Consider the following 19,408-nt stretch of genomic DNA (forward strand, 5'->3'; position numbering starts at 1 on the left):
GGGCGGCCCTCAGCCCGCCACCGCACGGCCGGCCAGGTGCTCGCCCAGCAGCAGGTGCGGGGTGAGCCCGAGGGAGTGCTCGACGAGCGCCAGGAAGCGGTCGGCGTCGCGCACCAGGTCGTCGGCCTCGCGCTCGGTGACCGCCCGGGTGGACCCGGCCTCGGCCGCCGCGCGCTTGGCCGCCCCCGCCGCGAAGAAGGTGGCCCACTCACCGAGCTCGGGCGCGACCTCGGCGAGCAGCACCCAGGCGTTCTTCTGGCTCCGCCGGCGCGGCGCGGCCGCCGGCCGGGCCCGGGCCGCGAGCAGCGCCGCCGCGGCCCGCAGCGCGGCCACGTGGGCGCACGCGTAGCGGGTCGGCACGTCGCGGGCGGCCACCGCCTCGCTCAGCGACTCGGCGGCGCGGAGCAGGTAGTTGTGGGTGGTCGCCGGCAGGCTGTGCGGGCTGACCGTGAAGGGTGCGTTGTGCGGGGCCACGGCGGGGTCTCCTTCGGGTCGCGTTCGAACATCTGTTCGAACGTCTCCGACGGTACACCCGCCCTCCGACACAACGTCAAGAGTCGGTGGAGACCCCGGCGGCCGGCTCGTCGGAGGGCGCCCCGGCGTCGGCCTCGCCCCCGGCAACAGCACCGGCCTCGGCTGCCGCGGCCCCGGTCCCGGCGGCGCCCTCGCGCAGCTCGGGCGGCACCCCCATGGTCCGGACGAACTCCCGGCTCTGCGGGTGCCAGACGAAGACCAGGGTCACCGCGCTGATCACCGCGGCGGCGATGGCCATGCCGTCGACCAGCGTGGGCGGGTTGGTCCGCACGGTGCCGACGGCGACGAGGAAGATCCCGGCGACGATCGCGGCCAGCGAGTGGCGCGCCCAGTTGTGGCCGGCCCGGTAGAGCGCGATCAGGGTGAGGGCGAGGACGGCGGTCACGCCGTAGAGCACGAGGATGACGGGCACGAACTCCACCGGCTGCACGGTGCTGTCGCCGACCTGCATCGGCGACCAGACCGAGCCGAGCTCGTCGCGCTGCACGACCACGAGCACGCACACGAGGAGCCCGGCGGCCACCAGGAACCACAGCAGCCAGCAGGCGAGCTCGACGGCGGGCGGGCGCTTGGTCATCGTTCCTCCAGTACGTGGGGTGGTTCCGGGACTCGGTCGATAGGGTCGGCCCCATGTCGGCCGAGCATCCCTCGATCACCCGGTTCCGCGACGAGCACCAGCGCCGGGGCGGAACCGGCGAGATCGTCATTCTGCCCGACTCGGTCCACACCGCCGCACTGGCCGCCGAGGCACTGGGCTGCGAGGTGGGGGCGATCGCCAACAGTCTGCTCTTCGATGCCGACACGACCCCGGTGCTCATCCTCACCTCGGGCGCGCACCGGGTCGACACCGACCTCGTCCGGTCCACGATCGGCGGGCCGGCGCTGCGCCGGGCCAAGCCCGAGTTCGTCCGCGCGCACACCGGGCAGGTCATCGGCGGCGTCTCCCCCATCGGCCACCCGGCGCCGGTGACGACCTACCTCGACCCCGCGCTGCAGCAGTACGACGTGGTGTGGGCCGCCGCAGGACACCCGGCCGCCGTCTTCTCGACGACCTACGACGAGCTGCTGGCCCTCACCGGCGCCACTCCCCTCGTCGTGGCCGAGGACTGAGCGCGTGGCCCGCATCGTCGTCGTCGGGGGCGGCCTCGGCGGACTCGCGTCCGCGGCCCGGCTCGCCAAGCTCGGCCACGAGGTCGCGCTGCTCGAGGCCTCCGGCCGGCTGGGGGGCGCGCTGGCGCCCGTCGAGCGCGACGGCCACGTCTGGGACGCGGGTCCGACGTCCACGCTGCTCCCGGCCGCGCTGCGCGACCTGTTCCGCAAGTCCGGCCGCCCGCTCGAGAAGGAGCTCGGCACCGACCTCGAGCCGATGCCGGTGCTGCGCGAGCACCGCTTCGCGGACCGCACGTCCGTGCTGCTTCCGGGCGGCTCCCGGGCCGGCCAGCACGCCGCGTTCGACGAGCTCGGCGCCGGGCTCGGCGACAAGTGGGTCGAGCACGTCGACATCTACGCCGAGGTGTGGGAGCGGCTGCGCCTCCACTACGTCGAGGCGCCGTGGGATCCCTACGCCAAGGGCGCGGTGCCCAAGGAGCTCGACTCGCTCTTCAGCATCCGCGAGACGCTCTACAAGCGGCTGCGCCACGACTTCCGCGACGAGCGGCTCGCGCTGGTCGCGGGCTACCCGGCGGTCGCGCAGGGGCACGACCTGCGCAACGTCCCGTCCTGGGTGGGCGTGCAGTCCTACCTGGAGCAGATCTTCGGCGGCTGGCGCGTCCCTGGGGGGATGGGCCGGATCGCCGACCTCCTGACCGCGCGGATGGCCACCCGCGGCGTCACGGTGCGCACCGGCGTCGAGGTCGAGGACCTCGTCGTGCGCGACGGCCGGGTGGTCGCCGTGCGGACCGCCGAGGGGGACGCCGACGCCGACGCTGTCGTCGTCGCGATCGACCCGCGGCGGCTGCCGGCCCTGGCCCCCTACGTCGAGCGGACGATGCCCGCCATCCCCCCGGTGGTCGCCCACATCGGGATGACCGGCGAGGTGCCGGAGCTCCACCACGAGCTGGTGATCCACGAGGAGCCGATGCTCGTCGTGCGCCCCGGGGGGATCGCCCCCGACGGCGGTACGGCGTGGACGGTGCACGGCCGCGGCAAGATCGCCGAGGACCTCCTCGACGCACTGGCGCGGCACAAGATCGACGTCCGCGAGAACGTCGTCACCCGCGTCGACCTCTCCCCCCGCGACCTGGTGGAGCAGTGGCGCGGATCGCCGATGGGCGTGCTGTGGCAGGGCCGCGGCACGGTCCGGCACCGGCTCGGGCCGCGCACGCCGATCGCCGGCGTGTACGCCGCGGGGGCGCACGCCGCACCCGGCGCGGGCGTGCCGCTCGTGACCCAGTCGGGCGCGCTGGTCGCCCAGCTGATCGGGCCTGCCTGAGCGAGCCGGTCTCAGACGGTGATCTGCAGCGCCTCGAAGATCTCGAGCGTCGCCTTCGACCGGTTGAGCGTGTAGAAGTGCAGGCCGGGCGCACCGCCGGCCAGCAGCTCGTCGCACAGCTCGGCGGCGACCTTGATGCCCTCGGCGCGGACCGCGGCCGGGTCGCCGTCGTACGCGCTGATCCGGGCGACGATGTCGTCGGGGACGCTCGTGCCGATCAGCTCGCCCTGGCGGCGGATGGCGCTGAGGTTCAGGATCGGCATGATGCCCGGCAGGATCGGGATGTCGACGCCGCGCGCCCGGACCCGCTCGACCAGCCCGAAGTAGTCGGAGGCGCGGAAGAACATCTGGGTGACCGCGAACTCGGCGCCGGCCCGCGCCTTGGCGGCGAGGACGTCGGCGTCGGCGTCGAGCGAGCCGGCCGAGGGGTGCCCCTCGGGGAAGGCGGCGACGCCGACCCGGAAGTCGCCGCGGGAGCGGGCGAGCTCGACCAGGTCGAGGGCGTAGTTGAGGCCGCCCTCGGTGGGCGTCCAGTCGGCACGCGGGCCCTCCTGCGGGTCGCCGCGCAGGGCCATCACGTGGCTGACGCCCTCGGCGACGTACGCGTCGAGGATCGAGCCCAGCTCCTCGCGGGTGTGGCCGACGCAGGTGAGGTGGGCCATCGGGACGAGCGAGGTCTCGCGGGCGATCCGCCCGGTGATCGCGACCGTCTTGTCGCGGGTGCTGCCGCCGGCGCCGTAGGTCACCGAGACGAAGGTGGGCTGATAGGGCTCCAGCGCGCGGATGGCGTCCCAGAGCTGGGCCTCACCCGCCTCGTCCTTCGGGGGGAAGAACTCGAAGGAGAAGGATCGCCCGCCCTCGCGGATGATCTCGCCGAGGGAGCGTCCGGCACCGGTAGTCATGGGGCGAAGTCTAGGAGGGCGGGACGGCCCCGGACCCGGCATCTCGCGGATTCCCCCGCTCACTAGGCTCAGGGGGTGACCAATCCGGCATGGGACCCGACCGCCTTCCGCACCGAGGTCCAGGCCACCCTCGACGCCTTCCTCGCCACCCAGACCACGCGTCTGGCGCCGCTCGGCGACGACGCCGCCCGGCTGCTGGCCGAGGCCCGGGTCACCGTGTCGGGGGGCAAGCGGTTCCGCGCGGCCTTCTGCCACTGGGGCTACGCCGCCCTCGCCGGCGCCCCGACCGGCGCCGACGCCGAGGCCGTACGACGAGCGGCCGCCTCGCTCGAGCTGCTCCACGCCAGCGCCCTGGTCCACGACGACCTGATGGACGCCTCCGACACCCGCCGCGGGCGGGCCGCCACCCACCGCGCCTTCGAGGCCGAGCACCGCAGCGACGGCTGGCGCGGCCAGCCCCAGCAGTACGGCGCCGCGGCCGCCATCCTGCTCGGCGACCTCCTCCTGTCGTGGTCCGACGAGCTGCTGCGCCACTGCGGGCTGGGCTGGGACCGGGTCGGTCCGGCACTCGACGTCTTCGACCTGTGCCGGTCCGAGGTGATCGCCGGCCAGTTCCTCGACGTCTCGGTGCAGGCGCGCGGCCGGGCGAGCGTCGAGCAGGCGATGACCGTGCTGCGCTACAAGTCCGCGAAGTACTCCATCGAGCGGCCGATCCACGTCGGTGCCGCGCTCGCCGGCGCCGACGCGGCCACGCTCGACCTGCTCACCGCCTTCGGCCTCCCCCTGGGCGAGGCCTTCCAGCTGCGCGACGACGTCCTCGGCGTCTTCGGCGACCCGGCGACCACCGGCAAGCCCGCCGGCGACGACCTGGTCGAGGGCAAGCGCACCGTCCTCGTCGCGATGGCCCTCGACGCCGCGCCCGCGGCCGACGCCGCCCGCCTCGACGCCGCACTCGGCACCGCGCTGAGCGAGGACGAGGTGGCCGGGCTGCGCACGATCATCGACGGGTGCGGCGCCCTCGCCCAGGTCGACACGCTCATCGACGAGCTCGCCGACCAGGCCATCGCGGCGCTGCGCCGCGGGCAGGCCGAGGCCGGCTGGGACGCCGAGGCGTGCGGGGTGCTGGAGCAGCTGGCCGCCGCGGCGACGCGCCGCGCCTACTGAAGGACGGGTACGCCGTCGGGCCCCGGCCCGCGCAGCAGCACCTCGACCGGCGGATCGGCCGGGGTGCGCTCCCCCAGGATCTCGGCGACCACGGCGAAGCGCCGCGGCTCGGCCCGCGCGTAACCGCTCCAGGCGTCCCACAGCAGCACCGTGGGGCCGGGCAGGTCGCGCAGGCAGTCGTGGAGGGCGTCGAGGTTCGCGCCGTAGTGGTCGGGGAACGCGAGGGCGTCGCCGATGGCCCGCAGCACGGCGGGCGTGGTGTCGAGCGGGGCGCCGTCGACGTAGCCGAAGGTCCAGCCGGCCTGCTCGACCACGTGACGGACGTCGGCCGCCGGCAGCGCCGACGCCCACCGGTGGACGCCGGCCGGGTGCCGGCCGGCCAGGACGGCGGCGAGCCCGCTCATCGCTCCCGCCAGATGCGCTCGAACGACTCGTAGTGGTCGGCGGTCCAGTAGAGCTGCCCGCCGTCGCCGGCGATGATCCGCCGGGCGCCGCGGGTGGAGGCGCCGGGCGTGGGCACGGTGTACTCGGCGTAGTAGCCGCGCGAGCGGCGCGGCAGCAGGCCCTCGAAGTTGCCGAAGGTCGAGCCGTCCTTGCCCGCGTAGGGGAACGGGCCGCCGTCGTCGATCAGGCGCACCGTGGTCGCCGCCTCGCGGGGTAGCGAGTCGAGCGCGACATAGGGGATGCCGTCCTCGTCGGCCCGGGGCATCGACGCCGGCGCCGAGGTCGGCGCCGTGGCCGAGGTCGGTGCCGGGTCGCGGGCGACCGGCTCGTCGGAGCCGTCGCCGCCGCCACGGCTCTGCAGCCACCACAGCCCGAGGACCAGGACGACGGTGACGAGCGCCGAGACGACCTGGCCGGTGCGCCGCCCGAGACGAGGCATCGGGCTCAGAGGGCCAGGGCCTGGGCGCGGCGCTTGACCTCGGAGCCGCGGTTCTCGAGCAGGGCGTCGATGGGACGGCCCGGGAGGTCGGCGTCGAGGAAGATCCAGGCGATGCACTCGCGGTCGTCGAAGCCGTTGTCGTGGAGCACGGTCAGCAGGCCGGGCAGGCCCTTGACCGGCTCGCCGTCGGCACCGATGAAGAGGGCGGGGATGCCCTGGCGCCGGCCGTCGCCGGGCACGGCCGCGGCGAGGCGGTGCTCGCGCACCATCGTGCGCACCTTGGCCGGCGTGACGCCGATCAGCTCGGCGGCCTGGTCCCAGTCGAGCCACTCGTCGACGAGGGCGGCGAGGTCGTGGTCGGCGAGTCGCGGTTCGGTCATGGGGCCATCTTCCCCCAACCCGGCGCGGGAGGCCGTCTCGGCGTGGCCTCCCGTCGTGTCAGGGGCGGCGCCGTACCATGGGCGTTCCGGTCACCTTCCCCGGCCGGTCCAGCAGAACATGCACAGGAGGGTCGCTGTGCACGACGACCAGCGCGCCCGCGGCGACAGCGCCGCGCGCCTCAGCGACCCCGCACGCACGCAGGACCACCAGTACGGTCGGCTGCTCGACGGGCGCTACCGGATCGGCGCGCGCATCGCGCGCGGCGGCATGGCCAGCGTCTACGAGGCCGTCGACAGCCGCCTCGACCGCACCGTCGCCGTCAAGATCATGCACCCGGGCCTGGGCGACGCGACCACGCAGGACGACGACTCGTTCGCCCGCCGCTTCGTGCGCGAGGCCAAGGCCGCGGCCCGGCTCTCGCACCCCCACGTGGTGGCCGTCTACGACCAGGGCCGCGACGACAGCGACGGCACCGTCTACCTGGTGATGGAGTACGTGCCGGGGCACACCCTGCGCGACACCATCGGCAAGGAGGCGCCGATGCCGCCCGAGCGGGCGCTGGCGCTGCTCGACCCGATCCTCTCCGCGCTCGCCTCGGCCCACCGGGCGGGCCTGGTCCACCGCGACGTGAAGCCCGAGAACGTCCTCATCGCCGACGACGGCCGGATCAAGGTCGCCGACTTCGGCCTGGCCAAGGCGGTCTCGGCCGACACCCAGCACACCGCGACCAACGGCGTCCTCATCGGCACGGTGTCCTACCTCGCGCCCGAGCTCGTCGTCGAGCAGCGCGCCGACGCCCGCGCCGACGTCTACGCGGCCGGCGTGATCCTGTTCGAGCTGCTCACCGGCACCAAGCCGCACACGGGCGAGACGCCCATCGCGGTCGCCTACCGGCACGTCCACCACGACGTGCCCGCACCGTCGTCGGTGGTGCCGGGCATCCCGGGGTACGTCGACGCGCTCGTCGCCCGGGCCACCTCCCGCGACCCCAGCCTGCGCTCCAGCGACGCGGCCGTGCTGCTCCACCAGGTGCACCGGGTCGCGCAGGCGCTGCGGGCCGGCGTGCGCGACGACCCCGAGCTGGTCGCCGACCTGCTGCCGTCCACCCGCGCTCCCGAGCACGACACGACGCCGGAGCCGGTGAGCTCGCTCTGGGACGGCATCGCCCACCTCGTCACCCCCGACGACGACGACCGCGAGTCGACGTCGGTCATCTCCGGGCCGCCGCCCCCGCCCCCGCCGCCCGTCCCGGCCGCGGCCGCTGCCCCGGCCGGCCCGACCCGCGCCCCGAAGCAGCCGCGCCGGCGCCGCCGCGGCCTCGTGGTGGCGATCGTGCTCGCGCTGCTCGTCGCCGTCGTCGGTGCCGGCGGCTGGTGGCTCGGCTGGGGCCGCTACACGTCGACCCCCAGCGTGATCGGCCTGACCACCGCCGCGGCCGAGGCGAAGATCGACGACGCCGGGCTCGCCGTCCGGGTCTCCGACGAGACCTACTCCGAGACCGTCGACAAGGGCGAGGTCATCTCCACCGACCCCGGCCCGGGCGCGAAGATCCTCCCCGGCGGCGAGGTCGGCCTCGTCGTCTCGCTCGGCCCCGAGCGCTACGACCTCCCCAAGCTGGCCGGGCTCACCCGTGAGCAGGCCGAGGCCGCGCTCGCCGGCGTGAAGTTCGAGAGCGGCCGCGTCGTCGAGCGCTTCTCCGAGACCGTCGGCGCCGGCAAGGTGATCACGAGCAACCCCGCCTACGGCACGCCCGAGGCCAAGACGCTGCCCGTGGGCACCGTCGTCGAGCTCGTCGTCAGCAAGGGGCGCAAGCCGATCGAGGTCGGTGCCTGGACCGGCAAGAGCGCCGACCGCGCCGAGCGGGTGCTGCGCAAGCGGGGCCTCGACGTCGAGATCGACAAGACCACCAGCGAGACCGTCCCCGAGGGCCGGGTGATCAGCCAGACGCCCAAGGACGGCACCCTGTTCAAGGGCGACACCGTCACCCTCACCGTGTCCCAGGGTCCGCCGCTGGTGACCGTCCCCTCCGTGCGCTACTCGTCCACCGACGACGCCATCGCGAAGCTCGAGGACCTCGGGTTCAAGGTGCGCACCGAGCACGCGACGATCTACCTGTCCGGCGACGTGGCGTGGAGCACCGACCCTGACGCGGGGTCGAAGGTGCGCAAGGGCAGCACCATCACGCTCTACGTCGTCTGAATCGCCTGACCAGGTGACTTCCTCGCTGTCCCGTCGTACCGCCCTGCTGGCGACGCTGGCGCTGCTCGCGACGACGGCCTGCTGGGGTTCGACGTTCTTCCTGATCAAGGACCTCCTCGACCGCGTGCCGACGGTCGACTTCCTGGCGGTCCGCTTCCTCATCGCCGGGCTGGTGATGCTGGCGATCGCGCCACGCGCGGTCGCCCGGCTCGCGCCCGGCGTGCGCAACCGGGCGCTCGTCCTCGGCGGCGTGTACGGCGTCGCCCAGATCCTGCAGACCGCCGGGCTGGCGCACACCTCGGCCAGCGTCTCCGGCTTCATCACCGGTCTGTACGTCGTCGCGACCCCGCTGCTCGCGGCCGTCCTGCTGCGCACCCGGATCACCGGTGCCACCTGGGGCGCGGTGCTCCTCGCCACGGCCGGACTGGGCGTGCTGACGCTCGACGGCCTCTCGATCGGCTACGGCGAGGCGATCACCCTGGTCGCCGCCGTTCTCTACGCGCTGCACATCGTCGGGCTCGGCGCGTGGTCGCGGCCGGCCGACGCGCTGGGCATGTCGATCCTGCAGCTGCTCGTGATCGCGGTGATCTGCCTGGTCGCGGCGCTGGTCTCCGGTGCGCCGGGCGTGGTGCTGCCGGAGCGTGGCGGCGACTGGGCATCCCTGGTCTACATGGCGCTCGTCGCCGGTGCGGCGGCGCTGCTCGCGCAGACCTGGGCGCAGGCGCACCTGGCGCCGACCCGCAGCGCGATCATCATGAGCATGGAGCCGGTGTTCGCGACGTTCTTCGCGGTGCTGCTCGGCGGGGAGTCGCTGACGGCGCGGATGCTGGTCGGCGGCGCGATGGTGCTCACCGCGATGCTCGTGGTCGAGCTCGTGCCCCGCCGGCGGATCGAGGGCGAGGTCACCCACCTCGCGGTGTGACCCTGGCGCCGGCGGCGCAGAAGGCGCACCATGGGTTCTTGGAGGGATCCACCGCCACCGACACCGGAGTCACCATGGCTGGTCACATCATCCACGTCCACGGCACCATCCCGGCCCCGCCCGAGCAGGTCTGGGAGGTCATCACCGACATCGCCCACGCGGACGACGTCCTGCGCAGCGTGAGCGAGCCGTACCTCCTCACCGAGGGCGAGTACGACGTCGGCACCACCTGGCGCGAGCGGCGCACCCTGTTCGGCCACCACGGCCCCGAGGAGCTGCAGGTCGTCGAGTCCGAGCCACCGCGACGCACCGTCATCGAGGCGGAGGTCGGCCACGACGTCATCCGCACCGCCTACCGGCTCACCCCGGCCGGACCCGACCATCGCGACACCCGGCTCGCCATGACGACCACGGTCGTGATGAGCGGGCGCTCCCCGATGTCGCGCGCGATGTGGGCGATGTTCGGCGGGTTCAGCTACGACCGCACTCGGCGGGTCCTGGAGCACGACCTGGAGGACATCGAGGCGGAGGCCTGCCGGCGCGCGCTGAGCGCCTGAGCCTGCCCGGACCTGCCTGAGGGACGATTGTCCTGACGAGGGAGCCTGCCCGCAGGGTACGGTGACCCGCGATGACCACCCCGACGTACTGCACGAGCTGCGGGCACGAGCTCGGGATCGGCCGGTTCTGCACCAACTGCGGGCAGCCGGTGCCCGGCCGGCACCCCGAGGCGGCGCCCTCCTCCGGCGCGCCCGCCGCCGTGACCGCGGTGGTCCCGCCGCCGACCGGGCAGCTACCACCCGCGGCCCGCTACCCGCTGTACGCCGACGGCACCCCACCGCCCGCACCGACCGCACCGACAGCGCCGCCGCAGTACGCACCGCCCCCCGGACCACCGGTCGCGCCCGCACCGGCACCGGGCGGCCGGTCCCGGCTGCCCTGGGTGATCGCCGTCGTCGTGGTGGCCCTGGTCGCCGGGGTCGGCGCCTTCCTCGTGGTGAGCGCCGGCGGCGACGACTCCCCCAGCAAGAAGGACCGGGCCAGCGACGGGGGGTCGCCGCGGGCCAGCGACCCGGAGCCGAGCTCGCCGGTCGAGCCCGACAGCACCGGGACCGGCGGTCCGGTCGAGCCGCCCGTCCCCGGTGACGTCGTCGAACTGACGGCCGGCGCGAGCGCGCAGGTCCCCGCGACCGCGCCCGCCAGCCGCGACCGCGACAACCGGCCGGTCACGTTCGACGCGAAGAACATGCTCGACGACCGCCCGCGCACGTCGTGGCGGATGGCCGGCGACGGCACCGGCGCGAGCCTCACCTTCGACCTCGGCCAGGAGGTCGTGCTCACCGAGGTCGGCCTGATCAACGGCTACGCGAAGGTCGACGGCGCCGACAACTGGTACCGCGCCAACCGCCGGATCCGCACCGTGCAGTGGGAGTTCGACGACGGCACCCGGATCACCCAGGACCTCACCGACCGGCGCACCGTCCAGCTGATCCCGGTCGGACCGGTCGTCACCACGCGGGTCGTGCTGCACCTGGTCACCGTCACGCCGCCCGGGCGCGGCCCCAACGGGCGCGACTACACGGCGATCAGCGAGGTCCGCTTCCGGGGCGCGTCGTCCTGAGACCGCCGCGTCGGTCGTGGGTCAGAGACCCGCGAGCACCTTCGCGGCCCGCTCGGCGTCGTCCCGGCTCACGTCGAGGTGGGTGACGAGACGAATCGTCCGCGCGCCGACGGCGCCGATCAGGACGCCGGCCTCGCGGGCCCGGGCCACGAAGCCCGGGGCGTCGGCACGGTCGAAGGTGACGATATTGGTGTCGACCGCCGCCGGGTCGGCCCCGCAGGCCTCGGCGAGCAGCCGGGCGTGGGCGTGGTCGTCGGCGAGCCGCTCGACGTGGTGGTCGAGGGCGTGCAGTCCGGCCGCGGCGAGGATGCCGACCTGGCGCATCCCGGCGCCGAGCCGCTTGCGGCGCACGCGCGCCGCGGCGATCGCGTCGGCGCTGCCGACCACGAGCGAGCCCGCCGGCGCGCCCAGACCCTTGGACAGGCAGACGGCCAGCACGTCGGCGATCGCGCCGTAGTCGGCGAAGGGCGTGCCGGTCGCGACGTGGGCGTTCCAGATCCGCGCCCCGTCGAGGTGGACGGCGACCTGCCGCTCGTCGGCGAACGCCCGCAGCGCCTGGAGGTCGGCCAGCGGGAGCACCGCTCCCCCGGCGAAGTTGTGGGTGTTCTCGACGGAGAGCGCGGCCGTCTGCACGAAGTAGGGCCCGAGGTCGGGCGCGAACAGCTCGCCGAGCACCGCGAGGTCGACCTGGCCGCGCGGGTGCGACCAGGTCCGCATGGTCAGCCCGCTGACTGCGCCGTGGGCCCCCAGCTCGGCCCGCGCGATGTGGGCGCGCGCCTCGCAGAGCACCTCCTGGCCCGGCGCCACCACGGCGGCCACCGCCAGCACGTTCGCCAGCGACCCCGTCGGCGTGAACAGCGCGGCCTCGTGGCCGAACAGGCCCGCCACCCGCTCCTCGAGCGCGCGGACGGTGGGATCCTCGCCGTAGACGTCGTCGCCGACCTCGGCCGCGGCCATCGCCGCCCGCATCGCCTCGGTCGGACGCGTGACGGTGTCGCTGCGGAGGTCGATCACGAGCGGAGCATGCTCGCGACCTGGAAGGCCATCTCGAGCGACTGGACCCGGTTGAGCCGCGGGTCGACGACCGACTCGTAGCGGTGGGCCAGGCCCTGCTCGTCGAGCTCCTCGCCGCCGCCGACGATCTCGGTGACGTCGTCGCCGGTGTTCTCGACGAGGATGCCGGCCGGGACGGTGCCGAGCGCGCGGTGGACGTCGAAGAAGCCCTGCACCTCGTCGAGGACGTCCTCGAAGCGGCGGGTCTTGTAGCCGTTGGACGCCTCGAAGGTGTTGCCGTGCATGGCGTCGCACACCCACGCGACGTCGACGCCCTCGGCGGTGACCTTCTCGACCAGCGCGGGCAGGCCGTCGCGGATCTTGGCGGCGCCGAAGCGGGTGATGAAGGTGAGCCGGCCGGGCTCGTTGGTCGGGTTGAGCTTCGCGGCGAGCGCGAGTGCGTCGTCGGCACTGGCGTTGGGGCCGAGCTTGCAGCCGATGGGGTTGCTGATGTGGCTGAAGTACTCGACGTGGGCGCCGTCGAGCTGACGGGTGCGCTCGCCGATCCAGACCATGTGGCCCGAGACGTTGTAGGGCTTCTCGGTGCGCGAGTCGATGCGCGTCATGGCGTGCTCGTACTCCATGAGCAGTGCCTCGTGCGAGGAGTAGAAGTCGACCCGGTGGAACTCCTCGGGGTCGGCGCCGATGGCCTGCATGAAGGTCAGCGCGCGGTCGATCTCGGCCGCCATCGCCTCGTAGTGCTGGCCCACGGGGCTGTTGCGGACGAACTCGGAGTTCCAGGTGTGCACCTGGCGCAGGTCGGCGTAGCCACCGGTGGTGAACGCGCGCACGAGGTTCAGCGTGGACGCCGACGCGTGGTAGACGTCGAGCAGCCGCTGCGGGTCGGGACGACGCGACTCGGGGGTGAACTCGAAGCCGTTGACCGCGTCACCGCGGTAGGCGGGCAGGGTCACCTCGCCGCGGGTCTCGGTGTCGGACGAGCGGGGCTTGGCGTACTGGCCCGCGAGCCGGCCGACCTTGACCACGGGGACCGAGGCGGCGTAGGTCAGGACGACCGCCATCTGCAGCAGGACCCGCAGCTTGTTGCGGGTGTTGTCGGCCGTCGCGTCGACGAACGTCTCGGCGCAGTCGCCGCCCTGGAGGATGAACGCCTCGCCCCGGCTGGCGGCCGCGATCTTCGCCTTGAGCTCGTCGCACTCCCCCGCAAAGACCAGCGGAGGCAGCGTGCGCAGTCGCTCGACGGTCGCAGCCAGGGCCGCGGGGTCGTCGTACGACGGCTGCTGCTTCGCTCCGATGGCGTGCAACTGCTCGAGGGACGGGAGGGTGCTCACCCCCCAAGGGTACGGCGCCGCACGAGCGGCCGCCGAGTCGGCGGCCGCTCGTGGACGGTGCGGGTCAGCGCGGGTCGTCGCTCGGGTCGACGTCCATGTGCTCGATGTCGGCGAAGTGCCCGCCCTCGGGCTTGTAGAAGAGCCGGGTCGCGGCCCACAGCACGATGCCGATGCCGAGCAGCCCGGCGGCGATCTTGTACTGGATCATGTCGGCCTCGAGGCGGGCCCACGGGCCGAGCAGGTAGGCGCAGAAGATCGCGCCGAGGACCGGGACGATCGTCGGCGCCCGGAAGCCGTTGGGACGGGCCGGGTCGCGGCGCAGGATCAGGCAGGCGATGTTGACGATGGTGAAGACCGCCAGGAGGAGCAGCGCCGTCGTCCCGGACAGGGAGCCGACGATGGTGCTCTCGGAGCCGAGCCGGACGTAGGTGATCAGGCCGAACGCGAGCAGCGTGGTGAACCCGATGGCGACGTACGGCGAGCGACGGCCCGGCAGCACCTTGCCGAGCACCGGCGGCAGCACGTGCTGGCGCGCCATGCCGTAGATCAGCCGGCTCGCCATCAGCATGTTGATCAGCGCGGTGTTCGCGACCGCGAAGACCGTCATGAACGGGAAGAAGTCGTCGATCGGCAGGTCCGGGGCGCCGATCTTGACGACGTCGATGAGGATGCCCGCCTCGGCATTGCTCGGCGCGCCGATCTTGTCGGCGGGGATGACGGCGACCACGGAGATCGCCACGAGCATGTAGATGATCACCGCGATGCCCAGGCCGGTGAGCATCATCCGCGGGAAGATCCGCTCGGGGTCCTTGGTCTCCTCGACCATGTTGACCGAGTCCTCGAAGCCGACCATCGAGAAGAACGCGATGGCCGTGGCGATCGTGACCGCCATGAACAGGCCCTTGTCGTCGGGGCTCTCGAAGACGGTGATCCGGCCGAGGTCGCCGTCGCCCTTGCCGATCACCCAGATGCCGATGCCGATCACGATCGCCAGCGCGGCCATCTCGATCACGGTGAGGACGACGTTGAACTTCACGCTCTCGCCGACCCCGCGCAGGTTGATCAGCGCCAGCACGAGCATGAACCCGAGCGCGACCGCGAGCACGAGTCCCTTGCTGGGCGCGTCGTTGCCGAGGCCGATCAGCAGGTTCGAGGCGAGCAGGCCCGAGGACGTCGAGGCGCTCGTGATGCCGGAGCAGACCACGGTGAAGGCGACCAGGAAGGTCACGAAGTGCACGCCGAACGCCTTGTGGGCGTAGAGCGCCGCACCGGCGGCCTGGGGGTACTTGGTGACCAGCTCGAGGTAGGAGTACGCCGTCAGCGTGGCGATCGCGAACGCCACCAGGAACGGCAGCCAGGCGATGCCGCCGACCTGTCCGGCCAGGCGGCCGGTGACGGCGTACACACCGGCGCCGAGGATGTCGCCGACGATGAAGAGGAGGAGCAGGCCGGGTCCGAGGACCCTCTTGAGCTCCGGATGACCTTGCTGGTCCGGCGCCGTGGCGCCGGTCGTGTCCGTGGACATGAGTGTCAGTTCCTTCCCCGAGTACGGAAGTTCTCGTGCCTCACCCTGGCCCAGCCTGGGACGAAAGGGAAGCATTTGGCGCCGGGACGATGTCGAGGTCGCGCATCAACGAGAGGCAGGCCCGGGCGAAGGGACTGTCCGACGTCGCGGCGGCGACCTCGGCCCAGTCGACCTGCTCGCGGACCGCCCGCGCCACCGGCAGGACGTTGGTCAGGTCGCACGCGTGCTCCTCCAGGGCGCCGAGCTTGTGGGACATCAGTGCGGTCGCGCCGAGCACCGGCATCCGGACCGACTCGACCTCGATCTCGTCGGCGTCCGCGAGGCCCGCCCGGGCCAGCGGCCGCCCGCCGATCCGGAAGATGACGTCGACCATGGCGTCGTCCACGAAGACCTTGAACAGCCAGTCCTCGGGCGGGCGGACGACGTTCAGCCCCCGCTCGGCGAGGAGGCCCTCGGCGCGGGGGGCGTCCTCCTCGGCGACGACGAAGTCGACGTCGTGGTCGGGCTCGGGACCGCCGCGCGCCCACAGTCCGTAGCTTCCCGCCAGCGCGAACGGAACCTCCCCCTCCTTGAGCGCGACGGCCACCAGCTTCAGCGCCTCGCGCAGGGGTCGTAGGGGGCGGGAGTCGGGCATCGGTCATCACCTCGAGGCCCCGGTACCCCGCGAGGTGGCCGCTATGCGCGGGCCCGCACCGGGTACCGACCCTGGCGATGCGCATCGCCACCTTCAACATCCTCAACGGGCGCTCCCAGCACGGCACCGAGGTCGACGTGTCGCTGCTGCAGGAGGCCGTCGCCGAGCTCGACGCCGACGTCCTGGCGCTCCAGGAAGTGGACCACCTCCAGCCCCGATCGGGCCACGCCGACCTCACCGCCCTCGCCGCGGACGCGATGGGCGCCCCCCACCACCGCTTCGTCGCGGCGCTCGCCGGCAGCCCCGGCGCCACCTGGACGGCCGCCTCCGGCGACGAGTCGCCCGACGACGCGGCCTACGGGATCGCCCTGCTGAGCCGGCTCCCGGTCACCGGCTGGGAGGTCACCCGCCTGCCCGCGCCCCGCACCGGCGTCCCGCTCCGCTTCCCCGGCCAGCGCCTGCCCACCTGGGTCCACGACGAGCCACGCGTCGCGGTCGCGGCGACCCTGCGGACGCCGTACGGGCCGGTGACGGTCGCCAACACCCACCTGTCGTTCGTGCGCTGGTGGAACGGCCGCCAGCTCGCCCGCGTGCGCCGCGCGCTCGCCACCCGCCCCCGGCCCCTGGTGCTCACCGGCGACCTCAACATGGCGCCCGACCGCGCCGCCCGCATCACCGGCATGCACCCACTCGCCGCGCACCTGACCTTCCCCGCCGACGAGCCCGTCGAGCAGCTCGACCACGTGCTGGCCGAGCCGGCGCTGCGGGCGCGGTCGGAGGTGCGGTGGCTGGGGGTGTCGGACCACCGGGCGCTGGTGGTGGACGTGGACCTGGGCTAGGGCGCCGCAGGTCAGGGCGCGTCGGCGACGACGCGGAAGTCGAGGCCGACGAGCGCAACCCTCGCGTAGGGCGCCTCCTGGGGCCCGAAGCAGTCGCCGAAGGAGTCCGTCATGGCCGGCGGCAGGCCGTCGTCGAGCGTGGGGGCGAGTCCGTTGCCTGCGCGCCAGCGCAGGTGCTCGGCGACATAGGTGCGCAGCTGCTCCCTGGTGAGCTCGACCTCGGTCACCCGGCCGTCCCACATGAGCCGCCAACCGCGTGGAGACTCCTCGACGACACCCCACTGACCGAGGAACTCGCGGAACCGGGCCCAGAGGATCTCCGCCGGGGGAACCGGGTCGGACGCGTTGGAGGGCATCAGAACGCCGTCCCCTGGCAGTAGTTCGCGTTGGCGGACGGGAATGCCGTCATGATCCGGACACCCGTCCTTCCCAGGATGACGACGATCTGCCGATCGAAGGTGCTGCCGTTCGGTTGGCGGAATCCGAACTTCTTCTGGAAGCAGAACCGGTTGGCGTTCTGCACAGTACGCCTCCCCGGCTCGCTGATCACCCAGCTGACGCTCCAGTGCATGAAGTTGCCCCAGTCACGCCCCTCCATCGCCGCGAGATCGGCGAAGTGTCCCTTGTGGCCCGCCCGCACGTGACGAAGTCCGAAGGCAGATTCACTCTGCGAGCTGACGTGCTTGCCGCAGTACATCTTCGCCTTCGACCCGCTCATCCTTCTGTGCGACCGCGGACGGTTGTACTGCTTCACGATGTGGAACTTGTCTGCGGTACTGGAGTTGGCACCACACTGGCCATCCCACCACGAGTCCGCAGCCGCCGAACCAGGAGAGCCAGCCTCATCCTCTCCCCGGAAGGAGACCTTGTTGCCGTGTCGATCGCTCGTCGTGACGACCAAGTCTGCTTCGGCCGAGCGAGCAGGAAGCTCAACCGCACCGGTCTCCTGTGCGCCAGAGAGCCCTCGTGCATCAGGAACAGCGACCAGCGCAGCGGAGACAGCAACTGCGACGGTCAGCCGAGATCGAGTACTCCACTTCATCAGACCCCCCGAGATGGTTCGATTTGAAGCGAAGCAAACACGGGCCCGACCGAAGTCAACGGAACCGTCGAAAGCGTGCGCTAACCGAAGAAGACCCGCGCCTCGTCGTACTCACGGGGGCTGACGAGCTTGAGCTCACCGGTCCCCTCGACCAGCGGCACCCGGACGATGTCGGTGCCGCGGAGCGCGACCATGACGCCGTACTCCCCCTCGGCGACGGCGTCGATGGCCTGCAGCCCGAACCGGGTGGCGAGCCAGCGGTCGAACGCGGTGGGGGTGCCGCCGCGCTGGACGTGGCCGAGGACGACGGCGCGCGCCTCCTTGCCCGTCCGCTGCTCGATCTCGTGGGCGAGCCGGTCGCCGATGCCGCCGAGGCGGACGTGGCCGAAGGCGTCCTTCTCGCCGCTGACCAGCGTCATGCCGGTGCCGTCGGCGGGCAGCGCGCCCTCGGAGACGACGATGATCGGCGCGTACTCGCTGCGGAAGCGGGTCTCGACGTGGGCGCAGACGGCCTCGATGTCGAAGGGCACCTCGGGGATGAGGACGGCGCTGGCGCCGCCCGCGATGCCGGCGTGGAGGGCGATCCAGCCGGCGTGGCGGCCCATCACCTCGACGACGAGGACGCGGTGGTGCGACTCGGCGGTGGTGTGGAGGCGGTCGATCGCCTCGGTGGCGATGTTGACGGCGGTGTCGAAGCCGAACGTGAAGTCGGTGCCGGACAGGTCGTTGTCGATCGTCTTCGGCACGCCGACCACGTTCACCCCCAGCTCGGCGAGCTTCGTGGCGACGCCGAGGGTGTCCTCGCCGCCGATCGCGACGAGGGCGTCGACGCCCGCGGCGCCGAGGTTGTCCTTGATCCGCTGCACGCCGTCGTCGACGGCGAAGGGGTTGGTGCGCGAGGAGCCGAGGATCGTGCCGCCGCGCGGGAGGATGCCGCGGCACTGCTCGATGCCCAGGGGCACCGTCACTCCCTCGAGAGGTCCGCGCCAGCCGTCGCGGAAGCCGACGAAGTCGAACCCGTGCTCGTTCACCCCCTTGCGCACCACGGCCCGGATCACGGCGTTCAGGCCCGGGCAGTCACCCCCACCGGTCAGCACTCCGACGCGCATGCCGCCAACCTACGTCGGGTACCGGTGCGCTCTCTAGGGGATCTCTAGGGTGAGTCCATGACCTTCTCCATCGTGGCCCGTTCCGCCGACGGCGAGTCGTGGGGCGTCGCCGTCGCCTCGAAGTTCCTCGCGGTCGGCTCCGCCGTCCCGGCCGCCGTCGCCGGGGTCGGCGCCGTCGCCACCCAGGCCGACGCGAACGTCGCCTACAAGGGCCTCGCGCTCTCGCACCTCGACGAGGGCGCCACCGCACCCGTCGCCCTCCAGCGCCTCATCGAGGAGGACGACGGCCGCGCGCACCGCCAGGTCGGCATCGTCGACATCGACGGCGGCGCGGCGTCACACACCGGCGCGGAGTGCATCCCGTGGGCCGGGGGCCGGATCGGCGAGGGGTACGCCGTCCAGGGCAACTGCCTGGCCGGCGAGGAGGTCGTCGAGGCGATGGAGCAGGCGTGGCTGGCGAGCGACGCCGCCGCTCCCCTGCAGGACCGGCTGGTGGCCGCGCTGTCCGCGGGCGACGAGGCCGGCGGCGACCGGCGGGGGCGGCAGTCCGCGGCGATCCTCGTGGTCCGCGACGAGGCCGGGTACGGCGGCCTCGACGACGTCGCGGTCGACCTGCGGGTCGACGACCACGCGGCCCCGATCGACGAGCTGAAGCGGCTCCTGGACCTGCACGAGCTCTACCTGACGGCGTCCACCGACGACGAGAAGGTGCCCGTCGACGAGGCGCTGCGCACCGAGCTCGAGACGTTCGCGACCGACGCCGGGCACCGCGACTTCCACGCCTGGGTCGGCACCGAGAACTACGAGATGCGGGTCGCGGCCGACCTCGCGTGGATCGACCGGCGGGTGCTGGCCGTGGTGCGCGGCGAGGACCGCTGAC

At 73.2% G+C, this 19,408-nt stretch carries 22 protein-coding genes; 9 read left to right on the plus strand and 13 right to left on the minus strand.

Translation table 11 applies throughout. From position 1 onward, the window contains the following. Positions 1 to 9: 9 nt before the first annotated feature. Together BM223_RS08810 and BM223_RS28865 are read right to left on the minus strand one after the other, a co-directional pair. A complete protein-coding gene (locus tag BM223_RS08810) occupies positions 10 to 474 on the minus strand; it encodes an SAV_6107 family HEPN domain-containing protein (RefSeq protein WP_038678337.1) in 465 nt (154 codons plus the stop codon). A gap of 76 nt (positions 475 to 550) precedes the next feature. Beyond that, positions 551 to 1,111: a hypothetical protein gene (locus BM223_RS28865; protein WP_038678336.1), complete on the minus strand. Its 561-nt coding sequence runs from the start codon at positions 1,109 to 1,111 to the stop codon at positions 551 to 553. A 53-nt stretch (positions 1,112 to 1,164) separates the two neighbouring features. Between BM223_RS28865 and BM223_RS08820 the strand changes: the two genes are divergently transcribed. Next, positions 1,165 to 1,644 carry a YbaK/EbsC family protein gene (locus BM223_RS08820; protein WP_038678334.1) on the plus strand — a complete coding sequence of 160 codons (480 nt, stop codon included), beginning with the start codon at positions 1,165 to 1,167 and terminating at the stop codon, positions 1,642 to 1,644. Between the two features lie 4 nt (positions 1,645 to 1,648). Continuing rightward, on the plus strand, positions 1,649 to 2,965 hold the full coding sequence (locus tag BM223_RS08825; protein ID WP_038678332.1) for a phytoene desaturase family protein: 1,317 nt from the start codon (positions 1,649 to 1,651) through the stop codon (positions 2,963 to 2,965). Positions 2,966 to 2,976: 11 nt separating this feature from the next. Here the strand turns inward: BM223_RS08825 and metF are convergent, their stop codons facing one another. Further along, positions 2,977 to 3,867 carry a methylenetetrahydrofolate reductase [NAD(P)H] gene (metF, locus tag BM223_RS08830; protein ID WP_038678331.1) on the minus strand — a complete coding sequence of 297 codons (891 nt, stop codon included), beginning with the start codon at positions 3,865 to 3,867 and terminating at the stop codon, positions 2,977 to 2,979. A 75-nt stretch (positions 3,868 to 3,942) separates the two neighbouring features. Between metF and BM223_RS08835 the strand changes: the two genes are divergently transcribed. After that, positions 3,943 to 5,031 (plus strand): polyprenyl synthetase family protein, encoded by a 1,089-nt coding sequence (locus BM223_RS08835; protein ID WP_038678319.1) that lies wholly within the window; start codon positions 3,943 to 3,945, stop codon positions 5,029 to 5,031. Here BM223_RS08835 and BM223_RS08840 read toward each other — a convergent pair. Genes BM223_RS08840 through BM223_RS08850 form a run of 3 tightly spaced genes read right to left on the minus strand, consistent with a single transcriptional unit; the run spans position 5,025 to position 6,294 of the window. Further along, a complete protein-coding gene (locus BM223_RS08840; RefSeq protein ID WP_052138492.1) occupies positions 5,025 to 5,435 on the minus strand; it encodes a barstar family protein in 411 nt (136 codons plus the stop codon). The genes BM223_RS08835 and BM223_RS08840 overlap by 7 nt on opposite strands. After that, a complete protein-coding gene (locus BM223_RS29715; protein ID WP_038678317.1) occupies positions 5,432 to 5,914 on the minus strand; it encodes a guanyl-specific ribonuclease in 483 nt (160 codons plus the stop codon). Before BM223_RS29715 ends, BM223_RS08840 begins: the two co-directional genes overlap by 4 nt. A 5-nt stretch (positions 5,915 to 5,919) precedes the next feature. After that, the gene (locus BM223_RS08850) at positions 5,920 to 6,294 is read right to left on the minus strand and encodes an Rv2175c family DNA-binding protein (RefSeq protein WP_038678315.1); all 375 of its coding nucleotides are present in this window, start codon (positions 6,292 to 6,294) and stop codon (positions 5,920 to 5,922) included. A gap of 136 nt (positions 6,295 to 6,430) precedes the next feature. On the opposite strand from BM223_RS08850, the gene pknB reads away from it, so the two are divergent. From pknB to BM223_RS08870, 4 genes are all read left to right on the plus strand, one after another. Continuing rightward, positions 6,431 to 8,494 carry a Stk1 family PASTA domain-containing Ser/Thr kinase gene (gene pknB / locus BM223_RS08855; protein ID WP_235319244.1) on the plus strand — a complete coding sequence of 688 codons (2,064 nt, stop codon included), beginning with the start codon at positions 6,431 to 6,433 and terminating at the stop codon, positions 8,492 to 8,494. 13 nt (positions 8,495 to 8,507) lie between these two features. Further along, positions 8,508 to 9,416 (plus strand): DMT family transporter, encoded by a 909-nt coding sequence (locus tag BM223_RS08860; RefSeq protein ID WP_052138490.1) that lies wholly within the window; start codon positions 8,508 to 8,510, stop codon positions 9,414 to 9,416. A gap of 38 nt (positions 9,417 to 9,454) precedes the next feature. Continuing rightward, positions 9,455 to 9,973, plus strand: coding sequence for an SRPBCC family protein (locus BM223_RS08865; protein WP_141267238.1), 519 nt, complete (start codon positions 9,455 to 9,457; stop codon positions 9,971 to 9,973). A 71-nt stretch (positions 9,974 to 10,044) separates the two neighbouring features. Next, positions 10,045 to 11,034: a zinc ribbon domain-containing protein gene (locus tag BM223_RS08870; protein WP_052138489.1), complete on the plus strand. Its 990-nt coding sequence runs from the start codon at positions 10,045 to 10,047 to the stop codon at positions 11,032 to 11,034. Between the two features lie 21 nt (positions 11,035 to 11,055). On the opposite strand, the gene BM223_RS08875 is transcribed toward BM223_RS08870, so the two are convergent. The 4 genes from BM223_RS08875 to BM223_RS08890 form a co-directional block, all read right to left on the minus strand. Continuing rightward, positions 11,056 to 12,048 (minus strand): threonine aldolase family protein, encoded by a 993-nt coding sequence (locus tag BM223_RS08875; protein ID WP_038678312.1) that lies wholly within the window; start codon positions 12,046 to 12,048, stop codon positions 11,056 to 11,058. Continuing rightward, positions 12,045 to 13,379 (minus strand): class II 3-deoxy-7-phosphoheptulonate synthase, encoded by a 1,335-nt coding sequence (locus tag BM223_RS08880; RefSeq protein WP_038678311.1) that lies wholly within the window; start codon positions 13,377 to 13,379, stop codon positions 12,045 to 12,047. Before BM223_RS08880 ends, BM223_RS08875 begins: the two co-directional genes overlap by 4 nt. A 64-nt stretch (positions 13,380 to 13,443) precedes the next feature. Continuing rightward, positions 13,444 to 14,904, minus strand: coding sequence for an APC family permease (locus BM223_RS08885; RefSeq protein WP_052138488.1), 1,461 nt, complete (start codon positions 14,902 to 14,904; stop codon positions 13,444 to 13,446). Positions 14,905 to 14,944: 40 nt separating this feature from the next. Continuing rightward, positions 14,945 to 15,538: a nucleotidyltransferase family protein gene (locus BM223_RS08890; protein ID WP_075018546.1), complete on the minus strand. Its 594-nt coding sequence runs from the start codon at positions 15,536 to 15,538 to the stop codon at positions 14,945 to 14,947. A 77-nt stretch (positions 15,539 to 15,615) separates the two neighbouring features. Here BM223_RS08890 and BM223_RS08895 point away from each other — a divergent pair, with 77 nt between their 5' ends. Beyond that, complete coding sequence (locus tag BM223_RS08895) at positions 15,616 to 16,377, plus strand: endonuclease/exonuclease/phosphatase family protein (protein WP_038678306.1); 762 nt, start codon at positions 15,616 to 15,618, stop codon at positions 16,375 to 16,377. Between the two features lie 11 nt (positions 16,378 to 16,388). Here the strand turns inward: BM223_RS08895 and BM223_RS08900 are convergent, their stop codons facing one another. The 3 genes from BM223_RS08900 to BM223_RS08910 all read right to left on the minus strand — a co-directional run bounded on the left by BM223_RS08900 (position 16,389) and on the right by BM223_RS08910 (position 18,528). Beyond that, positions 16,389 to 16,733 carry a hypothetical protein gene (locus tag BM223_RS08900; protein ID WP_038678304.1) on the minus strand — a complete coding sequence of 115 codons (345 nt, stop codon included), beginning with the start codon at positions 16,731 to 16,733 and terminating at the stop codon, positions 16,389 to 16,391. Next, positions 16,733 to 17,131: a hypothetical protein gene (locus tag BM223_RS08905; RefSeq protein WP_141267237.1), complete on the minus strand. Its 399-nt coding sequence runs from the start codon at positions 17,129 to 17,131 to the stop codon at positions 16,733 to 16,735. Before BM223_RS08905 ends, BM223_RS08900 begins: the two co-directional genes overlap by 1 nt. A 368-nt stretch (positions 17,132 to 17,499) precedes the next feature. After that, positions 17,500 to 18,528: a 6-phosphofructokinase gene (locus BM223_RS08910; protein ID WP_038678301.1), complete on the minus strand. Its 1,029-nt coding sequence runs from the start codon at positions 18,526 to 18,528 to the stop codon at positions 17,500 to 17,502. Positions 18,529 to 18,585: 57 nt separating this feature from the next. Here BM223_RS08910 and BM223_RS08915 point away from each other — a divergent pair, with 57 nt between their 5' ends. Continuing rightward, complete coding sequence (locus tag BM223_RS08915) at positions 18,586 to 19,407, plus strand: DUF1028 domain-containing protein (RefSeq protein WP_038678300.1); 822 nt, start codon at positions 18,586 to 18,588, stop codon at positions 19,405 to 19,407. Position 19,408: the final 1 nt, after the last annotated feature.

This window comes from Pimelobacter simplex (genome assembly GCF_900114845.1).
GTDB lineage: Bacteria > Actinomycetota > Actinomycetes > Propionibacteriales > Nocardioidaceae > Nocardioides > Nocardioides simplex.